This window comes from Mycobacterium sp. FW102-FHT13B02, from assembly GCF_058790275.1.
Genome location: NZ_JBYTCM010000011.1, coordinates 14,819 through 27,695, shown reverse-complemented (window position 1 = coordinate 27,695; position 12,877 = coordinate 14,819). Strand labels below are relative to the sequence as shown.

General features: G+C 66.8%; 11 protein-coding genes. 8 read left to right on the top strand and 3 right to left on the bottom strand.

From position 1 onward, the window contains the following. Positions 1–109: 109 nt before the first annotated feature. The 6 genes from AC3WTE_RS19100 to AC3WTE_RS19075 are packed head-to-tail and all read left to right on the top strand — an operon-like array spanning position 110 to position 6,575. Complete coding sequence (locus AC3WTE_RS19100) at positions 110–1,594, top strand: FGGY-family carbohydrate kinase (RefSeq protein ID WP_492439958.1); 1,485 nt, start codon at positions 110–112, stop codon at positions 1,592–1,594. Further along, on the top strand, positions 1,594–2,391 hold the full coding sequence (locus tag AC3WTE_RS19095; protein WP_492439956.1) for an SDR family NAD(P)-dependent oxidoreductase: 798 nt from the start codon (positions 1,594–1,596) through the stop codon (positions 2,389–2,391). The genes AC3WTE_RS19100 and AC3WTE_RS19095 overlap by 1 nt, the downstream gene beginning before the upstream one ends. Positions 2,392–2,451: 60 nt before the next feature. Beyond that, positions 2,452–3,783, top strand: a complete 1,332-nt coding sequence (locus AC3WTE_RS19090) for an ABC transporter substrate-binding protein (protein WP_492439954.1) — start codon at positions 2,452–2,454, stop codon at positions 3,781–3,783. A gap of 40 nt (positions 3,784–3,823) precedes the next feature. Continuing rightward, entirely contained in the window at positions 3,824–4,690 is an 867-nt protein-coding gene (locus AC3WTE_RS19085) for a carbohydrate ABC transporter permease (protein ID WP_492439952.1), read from the top strand. Beyond that, positions 4,690–5,505, top strand: coding sequence for a carbohydrate ABC transporter permease (locus AC3WTE_RS19080; RefSeq protein WP_492439950.1), 816 nt, complete (start codon positions 4,690–4,692; stop codon positions 5,503–5,505). Before AC3WTE_RS19085 ends, AC3WTE_RS19080 begins: the two co-directional genes overlap by 1 nt. A gap of 14 nt (positions 5,506–5,519) precedes the next feature. Next, on the top strand, positions 5,520–6,575 hold the full coding sequence (locus AC3WTE_RS19075; protein ID WP_492439948.1) for an ABC transporter ATP-binding protein: 1,056 nt from the start codon (positions 5,520–5,522) through the stop codon (positions 6,573–6,575). Positions 6,576–6,596: 21 nt separating this feature from the next. Here the strand turns inward: AC3WTE_RS19075 and AC3WTE_RS19070 are convergent, their stop codons facing one another. After that, complete coding sequence (locus AC3WTE_RS19070; RefSeq protein WP_492439946.1) at positions 6,597–7,535, bottom strand: ATP-grasp domain-containing protein; 939 nt, start codon at positions 7,533–7,535, stop codon at positions 6,597–6,599. Between the two features lie 18 nt (positions 7,536–7,553). Here AC3WTE_RS19070 and AC3WTE_RS19065 point away from each other — a divergent pair, with 18 nt between their 5' ends. Then, positions 7,554–8,528, top strand: coding sequence for a quinone oxidoreductase family protein (locus tag AC3WTE_RS19065; RefSeq protein ID WP_492439944.1), 975 nt, complete (start codon positions 7,554–7,556; stop codon positions 8,526–8,528). Here the strand turns inward: AC3WTE_RS19065 and AC3WTE_RS19060 are convergent. Both AC3WTE_RS19060 and AC3WTE_RS19055 read right to left on the bottom strand, forming a co-directional pair. Next, positions 8,525–9,454 carry a DUF1254 domain-containing protein gene (locus AC3WTE_RS19060; RefSeq protein WP_492440188.1) on the bottom strand — a complete coding sequence of 310 codons (930 nt, stop codon included), beginning with the start codon at positions 9,452–9,454 and terminating at the stop codon, positions 8,525–8,527. The two genes, AC3WTE_RS19065 and AC3WTE_RS19060, sit on opposite strands and share 4 nt — an antisense overlap. Positions 9,455–9,501: 47 nt before the next feature. Next, on the bottom strand, positions 9,502–10,515 hold the full coding sequence (locus AC3WTE_RS19055) for a heme o synthase (RefSeq protein ID WP_492439942.1): 1,014 nt from the start codon (positions 10,513–10,515) through the stop codon (positions 9,502–9,504). Positions 10,516–10,743: 228 nt separating this feature from the next. Here AC3WTE_RS19055 and tkt point away from each other — a divergent pair, with 228 nt between their 5' ends. Next, the gene (tkt, locus tag AC3WTE_RS19050) at positions 10,744–12,837 is read left to right on the top strand and encodes a transketolase (RefSeq protein WP_492439941.1); all 2,094 of its coding nucleotides are present in this window, start codon (positions 10,744–10,746) and stop codon (positions 12,835–12,837) included. Positions 12,838–12,877: the final 40 nt, after the last annotated feature.

Genomic DNA, 12,877 nt, shown 5'->3' with positions numbered 1-12,877 from the left:
ACGTGATTTTACGTGACTATTACACAAATCATGTGAGAATCTAACAGCATCAGCTACGGTAAGTTCGCTCCTCCGCACTGAGCAGCAGTCACCCAAAAGAAGGGACGGCATGCCGGAGTTCACCATCGGCATCGACATCGGCACCACCGGTACCAAAACCGTGCTCGTCGATATCCACCGAGCGCGCATCGTCGCCCAGGCCACCGGCGAGGCCCGACTGTTTTCCGGCGGTACCGGGCAGGCCGAAGCCGACCCGGCTCAGTGGCTACGCAATGTGCACGACGGCATCCGGACCGTGTTGGCCGAGTCGGGCGTCAGTCCCGACTGGATCAGCGCACTGTCGACCACCGGCATGGTCCCGGCCGTCGTACCGGTCGACCGCACCGGCGCCCCGGTGCGGCGCGCGATGCTCCAGAACGACGCTCGCGCGGCCGCTGAGATCGCCGAACTCAAAGATGCCCTCGACGGCGAAGCGGTGCTGCGCGCCACGGGGTCAGCGGTCACCCAGCAGTCCGTGGGTCCGACTGCGCTGTGGCTGCAACGCAACGAGCCCGAAACCTGGCGCGCCACAAATCATTTGGTCGGCTCCTACGACTGGGTGCTGATGGCCCTCGGCGCCCCCGCGCACGTCGAGCTCAACTGGGCGATCGAATCCGGGCTGGGCACCGTCGACGGCCACCGCTTCGAGCCGATGTATGCCGCCGCCGGTCTGCCTTCCGACCTGGTGCCACCTGTGCTGTCCCCCGGTACCCAGGCCGGCGAGTTGAGCGCCGCGGCAGCGACGGCGACCGGCCTGCCTACCGGCCTGCCTCTGATCGTCGGAGGTGCCGACCACGTGCTGTCGGCCTACGCCGCTGGGATCAACGACGAGGGCGACTGGCTGGTGAAGCTCGGCGGTGCCGGGGACATTCTGGCCGCCGCCGCGCACCCCGTGATCGATGCCCGGCTCTATCTCGACGCCCACCCGGTACCCGGCCGCTGGCTGCCCAACGGCTGTATGGCAACCAGTGGCAGTCTGATCCGCTGGTTCCAGACCTTGTCCGGCGGTATCGACCTGCTGACCCTCGACGACGAGGCCAGCGGCCGAAACCCAGGCGAAATCCTTTGTCTGCCCTATTTTCTCGGCGAGAAGAGCCCGTTACACGACCCGGATCTGCGTGGCGCTTTCGTCGGACTCGATCTCGCCCACAATCGCGCGGACATGTATCGCTCGGTACTCGAGGCGATCGCCTACGGCTTCAAGCACCACACCGAAATCTTCGCCGCCATCGGTATCCCGCTGCATCGCGCTCTGGTCACCAACGGCGGCAGCCGGTCGGTGCTGTGGAAGCAGATCCTCGCCGACGTACTGGACACCCCGCTCTCCCCGGTCATCGGCCACCCCGGCGCATCGCTCGGTGCGGCGATCATCGCCGCCGTCGGGACCGGCCTACTCGAGAGTTGGGACAGCACCGCGGCATTCCAGACCGTAGGTGACGCCGTCGAGCCCAACCCACAGCACGTCGACCGGTACGCCGAGGCGTATGCCCAGTGGCGCGAGCTCGGCGACGTTCTCACTCCCGTTTCCCACCGCATCGCCCGAAAGGCCCGGTAATGACCAGCGCTGACAGCTCAGAGAACACAGCCACCGCCCACACCGTCGTCGTCACCGGCGCCGGTTCGGGCATCGGGCGGGCTATCGCCACCACGCTGGCTGCCCGGGGCTGGCGTGTGGTGGTCACCGACGTCGACGAGGCCGCGGCTGTGGAGACCTGTCGAGGCCTGTCCGGCTCCGGGCACGAAGCCGCCCGGCTCGACGTTACCGATGCCGCTGCCGCGACCCGGCTCGCCGACGACGTCGCCGACCGGCTCGGGTTGCACGCATGGATCAGCAATGCCGGCACCTCGGCCATGGCCAGCTTCGTGGACGTCTCTGCCGAACAGCTCAACCGCAGCCTCGACATCAACCTCAAGGGCGTGTTCCTGTGCGGACAGGCCGCGGCCCGCGCGATGATCCGCACCGGGGTGCGCGGCACGATCATCAACACCGCATCGATGGCGGCCAAACAGGGCCGGGTGCCGTTCCTGTCGGACTACGTGGCATCCAAATTCGGCGTGTTGGGGCTCACCCAGGCCATGGCGTATGAGCTTGCCGCCCATGGCATCACGGTCAACAGCGTGTGCCCGGGTTTCGTCGCGACTCCCATGCAGTCCCGGGAACTGGAATGGGAAGCCGCCCTCAGCGGCTCCACGCCCGACGGCGTGCGTCAGTCCTGGATCGATGCCACCCCGCTGGGACGGCTGCAGACCCCCGACGACGTCGCCCGCGCGGTGGCGTTCCTGACCTCCGAGGACGCCCGGTTCATCACCGGGGAAGCACTGTCCGTCAACGGCGGTGCGTACATGGATTGAGCCGAACCGGTACCAGTGAACACCTCGATCCACCCACTCGGACAAGGGAAGTGAGAACGCATGAAAATTCCGATGTTCCGCAGTACCGGCCGCGCCGCATCCAGGGCGACGCGGTGGTTGCCCGCGATCATCGCCACGGCCGGTCTGACCCTCGCAGGTTGCGCCGGCAGCGGCGATTCCGGCGGGCAGAATGCCTCCGCGATCGGCAATGTGCCGACCGATACCAGCGCCACCGTCCGGATGCTGATGGAGAACGTGCCTGACACCGATGCCGTGAAAAGGCTTGTCGGACAGTTCAATCAGAAGTACCCCAAGATCAAGGTCCAGATCGAGACCATGACCTACGATCAGATGCGCGACCGCCTGGTGTCCTCGTTCCAGGCCGCCCAGCCGGCCTATGACCTGATCGTGGTCGACAACCCCTGGATGGACGATTTCGCCGCGGCCGGATTCCTGGCCCCGCTGAACGGACGGATCGCCGCGACCACCGGCTATCAGCCCGACGACTTCTTTCCGTCGCTGACCGCGATCACCAATGTCGGGGGTACCACGTACGGAGTTCCGTTCTACAACTACGCACTCGGGTACATCTACAACAGCGTGGACCTCAAGTCGGCCGGGTTGACCGTCCCGAACGACCTGTCCGCCCTGGTATCGACGTCACAGAAGCTCAAGACCACCGACCGGGCCGGCATCGCCATGCAGCCACAGCGCGGCTACAAGATCTTCGAGGAGTGGGCCAACTGGCTGTTCGCCGCCGGCGGGTCGATCTATGGTGCGGACGGCAAGCCCACCCTGAACACCGAGCAGGCGGCCCGGGCACTCAACGCCTACATCGAGACCTACCGCACCGCGGCCCCGGCCAACAGCCTGTCCTGGGGCTTCGACGAGGCGTTCCGTTCGGTCTCCAGCGGCAAGGCCGCCTCGATGGTCGCGTACAACTGGAACCTGCCCGCCCTCAATGACCCCGCCGGAGCTTCCGGGCCGCGCGCGGGCCAGTACGCCCTTGCCCCCATCCCCGGCGGTAAATCGGCTCTGGGAATGTGGAGTTGGGCCATCCCGGCCAACTCAGGTGCGCCCGACGCGGCATGGGCTTTCGCCTCGTGGGTGACCTCACCCGAGATCGACGCCCTGCGCGTCGCCGACGGTGGCGCCGTGATCCGCAAGAGCTCGCTGACCAACCCCAAGGTGCTCGGCGACAAGTACGGTGCCGACTACTACAAGACCGTCGGGGAGATCCTTGCCAACGCCTCACCACTGAGCAAAGGCAAGGGCGGCGAGGAGATGATCCAGGCGGTCGGCACCGAGCTCAACGACGCCGTCGCGGGCAACAAGAGCGTCGCCGACGCGCTGCGTGACGCGCAGGCTGCCGCGGAGCGAGTCCAGAAGTGATGGTCGGGAGTCCGGCGGCCACGACGACGGGGCCGTCCACATGAAGTTCAGGTACGGCATGCTCATGCCGCTACTGGCCCTGTTCGCGGTGGCCGTCGGATTCCCGCTGTGTTACGCGGTTTATCTGTCGCTGACGGACTACAAGCTGACCGACCGTAAACAGCCCGGCTTTGTCGGCGTGGCGAATTTCACCCACGCGCTGACGGATTCGGCGTTCTGGGAGGCATTCGCCACGACCGCGCTCTACGTGGTCATCGCGGTGACTGCCGAGCTGGTGATCGGTTTCGCCTTGGCGCTCGCACTGCACCAGCAGCGTTGGGGCAAGGATCTGTCCCGGGCCATCGTGCTCGCGCCCATGTTCGTCACCCCGATAGCCGTCGGATTGATCTTCCGGTTCCTGCTCAACGACCAGATCGGCGCCATCCCCGCGCTGCTGCACGCCGTCGGAGCCGACTACGACTTCTTCGGCAGCGGACGGGCGTTGTTCACCCTGGCCTTCATCGATGTCTGGCAGTGGACACCGTTCATGGTGCTGCTGATCCTGGCCGGTCTGGAGTCGATGCCCAAGCAGCCTTTGGAAGCTGCCCGGGTCGACGGAGCGGGCCCCGTATACCGGCTGCGCCGCGTCCTGATACCGATGCTCGCACCGGTGCTGACCGTGGCGGTGCTACTCCGCGGACTCGATGCGCTGCGGGTGTTCGAGTACGTCTATGCGACGACCCGCGGCGGCCCGGGCACGCAAACCCAGACCCTGCAGTACTACATGTATCTCGAAGGCATCCAGTTCTTCCGGCTCGCGCAGGCCAGTGCCATGGCCTTCATCGTGTTGGCCGTGGTCCTGCTGGTGATCGTGGTCGCGTTCCGCACCATGGAACGCAACCGGACGGCCGAAAGGAACACCGTCTGATGGCCCGACTCCGATGGCTGGAGATCCTCCGAATCTCCGTGCTGACCGCGGCATTCGTGTTTGTCTTGTGCCCCATCGCCTGGGTGGCACTCGCCAGCTTCAAGACGCCGGATCAGATGGCCGACCCGTTCCTGATCGCGTTCTCCCCGAGCCTGACCAACTGGCGCGCCGTGCTGGACTCGGGGGTGTTCGCCGCCGCGGGCCGCAGCGCGCTGGTCGGCATCGTGACGGTGTCGATCAGCCTGGTGGTCGGCAGCATGGGTGCCTACGTCATCGCCAAGTACCGCGCGGGCGGTTCGCTGACCCGGTTCGGCATGCTGGCCGCGCAGGTCGTCCCGCCCGCGGTCATGGTCTTTCCGTTCCTGACCATGGCGCACGCGCTGCGGTTGACCGACACCCTGACGCCGGTCATCTTCGCGCACCTGTCTTTCGTTCTGCCCCTGGTCACCTGGTTCCTGATCGGCTTCTTCGAGGCAGTACCCGCCTCCCTGGAAGAGCAGGCCCGCGTCGACGGCTTCACCCGGTGGCAGGCCTTCCGGCTGGTGGTGCTGCCGCAGGTGTACCCGGGTATCGGGGCGGCCGGCATCTTCGGCTTCACCCTGTCCTGGAACGACCTGTTCTACGGGCTGATCCTGGCCCCGGGCAACTCGGCGATCCTGCCGGTGGCAATCGCCAACTTCAACACGTTCCGCGGTGTGCAGATCGGCACCATGAGCGCCGCCATCATGATCGCCATCGTGCCGGTCGTGGTGGCGAGTTTCTTCATCCAGCGACGCCTGGTCCAAGGGATCAGCGGCGGCGCCGTCAAGTACTAGACAAGGATTCGGATATGGCATCGGTTACGTTCTCCAAGGTCGGAAAGTCCTACGGGACAACGACTGTGGTGTCCGACCTCGACCTGGAGTTGGCCGACGGAAGCCTCACCGTGCTGGTCGGCCCGTCCGGATGCGGTAAGACCACGTCGCTGCGGATGCTGGCCGGGCTGGAAGACATCACCTCCGGCAGCATCCACATCGGCGACCGCGATGTGACCAGGCTGGAGCCGAAGGAGCGCGATGTCGCCATGGTGTTCCAGAATTACGCCCTGTACCCACACCTGACGGTCCGCGAGAACATCGCCTTTCCTTTGCGCGCCAAGCGGATTCCCCGCGCCGAGGCGTTGAAGCGAGCCGACGAGATCGCCGAGTCGCTGGGACTGGGCAAGTTGGTCGAGCGCAAACCCAAGGAGCTGTCCGGCGGCCAACAGCAGCGGGTTGCGATCGGGCGGGCCATCATCCGTGAACCCGCGGTGTTCCTGTTCGACGAGCCTTTGAGCAACCTTGACGCCAAGCTGCGGGTGGAAACCCGCACCGAACTGTTGCGGCTGCAACGCAAGCTGGGCATCACCGCGCTGTACGTGACCCACGACCAGGAAGAAGCGATGACGCTGTCGGACCGCATCGTCGTCATGCGCGACGGGCACATCGCCCAAGCCGGTCCTCCTGAGGAGGTCTACCGCCGGCCGGCCGATACCTTCGTCGCCACCTTCGTCGGCAGCCCCAAGATGAACCTGATCGACGGCGCGGTGCGCGGCGGCGAGCTACGCACCATGTCAGGCGTGCGTATCGAGGTCGGCGGCCCGGACACCGGCACCGTGACGATCGGGGTGCGCCCGGACGACGTCATCCTCACCCCGGAATCGGGCAGTGCCGATCTGGCGTCGGTGGAACTCGTGGAGTTACTGGGCCCGCGCGCCATCGTCACGGTGCGCGCCGGCGATATGCAGCTCACCGGTGTGGTGGAAGCCGCATCATTGACCGACATCACCCCGGGCGCGTCAGTTCGGCTCTCAGCCCGCGAAGTGCACCGCTTCGATTCGGCCAGCGGCAAGCGGATCGAGGACTGACATCCCCGACGACACTCAGGATCAGAAGCTCCGGCCCGACAGCGGACCGAGGCCGAGCCGCTCCAGAGCCGACTCGACACCCAGCGCGAATTTCCGTTGCGCCAGAGCACGTGCCGGCGCGGCCAGCTGCCGCCAACCCAGTGACGGTTCGACCAATTCCAATTCCAGCAGACGCGGGTCGCGGCGGTCACCGATGACGTCGACGCGCGCGTACAGGAACTCCGTCGCCTCGATGCCGAGGTGGGCGGCCGCCGCGGCCAGGGTCGCGTAGCCGACGTCCCACAATTCGAAGTCCGGGTCGGCCGGCTGCAGTTGTTCCTCGGCGTAGGTGCCGGACTCGTGCAACGCCACGCTGCCGCCCGGCGGCGGCAACATCGGCCCTTTGCGGAAGGCGTGCGACTGCTTGCCGGCCAGGAACACCAGCGCCGTCTCCCCCGCCTCGATGCGCTCGTCGTACGGCTGAATCAGCACCGTGCGCCCGTTGGCCTGTAGCGCGGCAGCATGCTCGGCAGCCGCCGCGGCATCGGCGAATCGTTGCGCACCAACCGAACCCGCACCGATCGCAGGCTTGACCACCACCTCGCCGCCGGGCACCGACACCGGCTGGCCGGGAGCGAAGAATGCACTGGGCACCGTCGGCACCCCGGCCGCCGCCAAATCCGCCAGGTAGTGCTTGTCGCTGTTCCACGCGACCACCTCGGGCGCGTTCAGCAGATTGCGCACCTTCCTGGTCCATGCCAGGAACTCGTCGTGGCGCTCGGTGTGGTCCCACGTGGCCCGCAGGATCACGAGATCGGCCTGCAGCGTGGCCGGGTCATCCCAAGCCAGCCAGTGGGCATGCAAACCGCGGTCACGCAGCGCGCCGACCAATCCGTCGTCATCGCCGTCGCCTTCGACGAGAGCCTGACAACCTGCCAAAACGACACGGGGATGCCGGATATCGGGCCGAGCGAGTTTCACGTTGGAATGATAGGTGCCATGCATGCCATCGAAGTCGCCGAACTCGGCGGTCCGGAAGTCCTGTCATTGGTCGAACGTCCCGAGCCCACCCCAGGTCCGGGCGAGGTCCTCATCAAGGCTGAGGCCATCGGCGTCAATTTCATCGACACGTACTTCCGCTCCGGGCTGTATCCACGTCCGGTCCCGTACATCCCGGGGCAGGAAGTCTGCGGCACCATCACCGCGGTGGGCGACGACGTGGCGGCGCTGGCGGTCGGCGATCGCGTGGTCACCGCCGCGGCGGACGCCACCTACTCCGAATACTCTGTCGCGCCGGCCGATTACGTGGCCTACGTACCAGAGGGCGTCGACCCCGAGGTCGCCGCGGCGGCACTGCTCAAGGGCATGACGGCGCACTACCTGATCAGGTCCACCTATCCGGTGCAGCAGGGCGACACCGTGCTGCTGCACGCCGGTGCCGGGGGCGTCGGGCTGATCCTGACGCAGTGGGCCACCAGCATGGCCGTCCGGGTCATCACCACGGTCTCCAACCAGGACAAGGCCGAGTTGTCGCGTCAGGCCGGCGCTGTCGAGGTGCTGGACTACCCGGACGACCCCGCCGAGTTCGGCGCCAAGATCCGCGAGCTCACGGGCGGCAACGGCGTCGCCGCGGTGTACGACGGGGTTGGCGCATCCACGTTCGAAGCCAGCCTGGCCAGCCTCGCGGTACGCGGCACCCTCGCATTGTTCGGCGCCTCCAGCGGGCCCGTGCCGCCGTTCGACCTGCAACGACTGAACAGCGCCGGCTCGCTCTTCGTCACTCGGCCGACCCTGGCGCACTACACCCGCACCGCCGACGAATTCTCCTGGCGCGCAGGCGAACTGTTACAGGCCGTGGCCGACGGCACCATCAACGTCACGGTGAGCCAGCGTTATCCGCTGGCCGACGCCGCCCGCGCCCACGCCGACCTGCAGGCCCGCCTGACCGTCGGCTCGGTGGTGCTGGTGCCCTAGACGGGCTGGGCAGCCGGGAACGTCCAGCTGCCGTCGAGGATTTCGGGCCGGGGGCGATAGAGCCGCACGGTGTAGTTCCAGCCCGGCGTGATCGGCAGCAGGTTGACTGCACACGTGCCACCGAACTGGATGGTCGTCGAACCGTCAGCGTCCTTGACCGCGGTGATGTTGTTCAGCGAGTACGCGTTCTCTTCGTTGGCCGTGAAGAAGCCGTCCTTGTCGTAGACCGTCACCGACCAGAACCCATCCACCGGAACGTCATTGATGGTGAGCCGGTGCACCGTGGTGCCGTCGTTCTGCGGCGGCACCACGGTCAGATACAAGGCGTCGCGCTGCGGGTTACCGCCCCACGCGTTGGCCGACCCGACCAGGTGCCGTACCGGATCCGTGTCCGCCGCAGTGCCGAACATCCGCTTGGTGTCCGGCAGCGTGGTGGCGAGGGTGACGAGCGCGTCGCGCACGGTCTTCTGGCTGACAGGGTCCCAATCCGGGACGGAGAAGGTGCCCGGCGCGTCCTGCGCGACGGTAATGGCGTCCTGCAGTGCATGTACGGCGTCCAGATCGGCAGCGTCGTTGGGATCGACCAACGTGCGGACCGCTGCCGCGACGTAGCGGGTGCCCACCTCGTCGCGCGTGAGTGTCACTGTGGCGGGCGCGTAGGCCACCTGGGTGGTGTAGTGGTCCTCGCTGATGACTTGCAGCGACATGAACCGGCCGGCGCTGTCGGGCAGGGTGACGGTGACGGGTCCGGCGTCGAGGTCGAACACCGCGGCCGAGTAGAGAGTGTCGCGGTTCTGCCGGATGACGACCTGATGGTCGATTGGGGTGAGCTCACGGATGTGGTGGAACTCGCCGAAGCCGTTGTCCCTCACGATGCCGGAGAAATACAGATCCGACTCGGCGCGGGCGAAATTGTCAGGGCTCACCAGTTGGGGCATGCCCCTAAGTTAGCGCCCGCGTGGGGTAGGTCTGCTCAGTGGACCAGCATCGGCAGCGCGAGCGCCGAGTCGACCGCCAGCGCGCAGAACACGACTGCCAGGTAGTTGTTCGACTGCAGGAACAGGCGCAGCGGCTTGACCGGCTCACCGCGCTTCACACCCGAGTACAGCTGGTGCGCCATGATCAGGAACCACACACCGGCGACGAGAGCGACGGCGGCGTACAGCCAGCCGGTCGCGAATGCCAGCGCCAGCGTGGTCACGACGGTCGCCCAGGTGTAGATGAGGATCTGCTTGGTGACCGCGCGCTCGGTCGCCACGACCGGCAGCATCGGTACCCCGGCGGCCTCGTAGTCCTCCTTGTAGCGCATGGCCAGCGCCCAGGTGTGCGGCGGTGTCCAGAAGAAGATGACCAGGAACATCACCAATGCCGGCCACGCAATGGTGCCGGTCACCGCGGACCAGCCGATCATCACCGGCATGCAGCCGGCAGCGCCGCCCCACACCACGTTCTGCGAGGTACGGCGCTTCAGCAGCAGCGTGTACACGAAGACGTAGAAGGCAATGGTCGCCAGGGCCAGGAGACCCGAGAGCAGATTCGAGGTGCGCCACAGCCACAGGAACGACGTGACCGTCAGCACCAGACCGAAGATCAGCGCGTGCCGGGTGGGCACCGTCGCGCGGGCCAATGGCCGGCGCGCCGTGCGCTTCATGACCTTGTCGATGTCGGCGTCGGCGACACAGTTCAGGGTGTTGGCACCGGCAGCCGCGAGCAGTCCGCCGAACAGGGTGTTCGCTATCAACAGCGGTTTGATCGGGCCCTGGCTGGCCACCACGTCGAAGCGGTGGGCAAGCAGCATCGCCGGAATCGTGGTCACCAACAGCAATTCGATGACCCGCGGCTTGGTGAGGGCGATGTAGGCCAGCAACGTAGCCCGAACCCGGTTCGGCGACTTGGTCCCCGACGCAGAGCCGGACTCGTCAGACGCCGCAGCTCCGGGACCGAAACCGTGTGCCCCGTGGACGGAACGGCGCTCGCGAATGCTCACGCAGATATCTCCTCGGAAGTCACGGCCGCGCAGCCTCTACTACAGACGATGGTAGACCGCGCACCTGAGTGCTCCACACCGCAGGGTGCATTCAGATGAACGGAAACCCAATCACGGACAGGCCAAAGGTGAAGCGGTCTGCACCGCACCCGCGGCGCGCACTAGGGTAGTCATGCAGCTCGCATGCAATTTGCCGAGCCCGAGACGTCCCTCAGTAGGAGTGCGCCCGTGACCACAGTCGAAGAGATTTCCGAACTCACCCGCCCGCACCACCCGGACGACTGGACCGAGCTGGACTCGGCCGCCGTCGACACCGTACGAGTGCTGGCCGCGGATGCGGTTCAGAAGGTCGGAAACGGCCACCCCGGAACCGCGATGAGCCTGGCCCCGCTGGCCTACACCTTGTTCCAGCGCCAGATGCGCCATGACCCGTCCGACACCCACTGGATCGGGCGCGACCGCTTCGTGCTGTCCTGTGGGCATTCCAGCCTGACGCTGTACCTGCAGCTGTACATGGGCGGCTTCGGCCTCGAGCTCGCCGACATCGAGGCGCTGCGCACCTGGGGCTCGCTGACCCCGGGCCACCCCGAATACGGCCATACCAAGGGTGTGGAGATCACCACCGGTCCCCTGGGCCAGGGCCTGGCCTCCTCGGTCGGCATGGCAATGGCAGCGCGCTACGAACGCGGGCTGTTCGATCCCGACGCCGCTCCGGGTGAGAGCCCGTTCGACCACTTCATCTACGTGATCGCCTCTGACGGCGACATCGAAGAAGGCGTGACCAGCGAGGCGTCGTCGCTCGCCGGCACCCAGCAGCTCGGCAACCTGATCGTGCTGTGGGACAACAACGAAATCTCCATCGAGCACGACACCAACATCGCGCTCTCCGAGGACACCTGCGCCCGATACCGCGCCTACGGCTGGCACGTCCAGGAGGTCGAGGGCGGCGAGAACGTGGTGGCCATCGAAGAGGCGCTGGCGGCCGCACGCGCGGTGACCGACCGCCCGTCGTTCATCTCGGTGCGCACCATCATCGGCTACCCGGCGCCCACCAAGATGAACACCGGCGGGGTGCACGGCTCGGCCCTCGGCGCCGACGAGGTCGCCGCCACCAAGAAGGTGCTGGGCTTCGACCCGGACAAGAGCTTCGATGTGAAGCCCGAGGTCATCGCCCACACCCGCGAGTTGGTCGCACGTGGCAAGAAGGCCCACGACGAGTGGCAGGTCGCGTTCGACGCCTGGGCCGCCAAGGAGCCCGAGCGCAAGGAGCTGCTGGACCGCCTGTACGCCGGTGAACTGCCCGAGGGCTGGGACGCCGACCTGACCTATTGGGAGCCCGGCAGCAAAGCCGTCGCCACCCGCGCCGCGTTCGGCAAGGTGCTCAACGACGTCGCCGGCAAGCTGCCCGAATTGTGGGGCGGTTCAGCCGATCTCGCGGGCAGCAACAACACCACCATCAACGGCGTGAAGTCGTTCGGTCCGCCGTCGATCTCGACCGAGGACTACACCGCCGACTGGTACGGCCGCGTGCTGCACTTCGGCATCCGCGAGCACGCCATGGGCTCGATCCTGAACGGCATCGTGCTGCACGGCCCGACCCGGCCGTTCGCGGGTACCTTCCTGCAGTTCGCCGACTACATGCGTCCGGCGGTCCGGTTGGCCGCGCTGATGAACATCGACCCCATCTACATCTGGACCCACGACTCCATCGGTCTGGGTGAGGACGGGCCGACGCACCAGCCCATCGAGCACCTCGCGGCGCTGCGCGCGATCCCGAACCTGTCGGTGGTCCGTCCCGCCGACCCGAACGAGACCGCCTACACCTGGCGCACCATCCTGCAGCGCACCCACGGCAACAACCCGACCGGTTTCATCCTGACCCGTCAGGGGGTACCCGTCCTGGAGGGCACCGACGCCGAGGGCGCGGCCCGCGGTGGCTACGTGCTCGGTGGCGGTAACCCGGCCGACGACGCCGACGTGATCATCATCGCGACCGGCTCCGAGGTGCAGCTGGCCGTCGAGGCGCAGAAGCTGTTGGCGGACAAGGACATCGTCGCCTACGTGGTGTCGATGCCGTGTCTGGAGTGGTTCGAGGCGCAGCCCAAAGAGTACCGGGATGCGGTGCTGCCGCCGGACGTCTCGGCACGAGTTGCGGTCGAGGCCGGCATCGCCCAGCCTTGGCACAAGCTGGTCGGTGACACCGGCGAGATCATCTCGATCGAGCACTACGGCGCATCGGCCGACGACAAGACCCTGTTCCGGGAGTTCGGATTCACCGCTGAAGCGGTGGTTGCCGCGGCGGAACGCTCGCTTGACAACTGACGGCTCGGCCGTCGTGGACAACTGACGGCTCGCCGTCGCT

What these genes read in the sequence shown, in the direction of transcription:
- AC3WTE_RS19095 (WP_492439956.1), top strand. Translation starts at nt 1,594, where the DNA reads ATGACCAGCGCTGACAGCTCAGAGAACACAGCCACCGCCCACACCGTC.
- AC3WTE_RS19100 (WP_492439958.1), top strand. Translation starts at nt 110, where the DNA reads ATGCCGGAGTTCACCATCGGCATCGACATCGGCACCACCGGTACCAAA.
- AC3WTE_RS19075 (WP_492439948.1), top strand. Translation starts at nt 5,520, where the DNA reads ATGGCATCGGTTACGTTCTCCAAGGTCGGAAAGTCCTACGGGACAACG.
- AC3WTE_RS19080 (WP_492439950.1), top strand. Translation starts at nt 4,690, where the DNA reads ATGGCCCGACTCCGATGGCTGGAGATCCTCCGAATCTCCGTGCTGACC.
- AC3WTE_RS19085 (WP_492439952.1), top strand. Translation starts at nt 3,824, where the DNA reads ATGAAGTTCAGGTACGGCATGCTCATGCCGCTACTGGCCCTGTTCGCG.
- AC3WTE_RS19090 (WP_492439954.1), top strand. Translation starts at nt 2,452, where the DNA reads ATGAAAATTCCGATGTTCCGCAGTACCGGCCGCGCCGCATCCAGGGCG.
- AC3WTE_RS19065 (WP_492439944.1), top strand. Translation starts at nt 7,554, where the DNA reads ATGCATGCCATCGAAGTCGCCGAACTCGGCGGTCCGGAAGTCCTGTCA.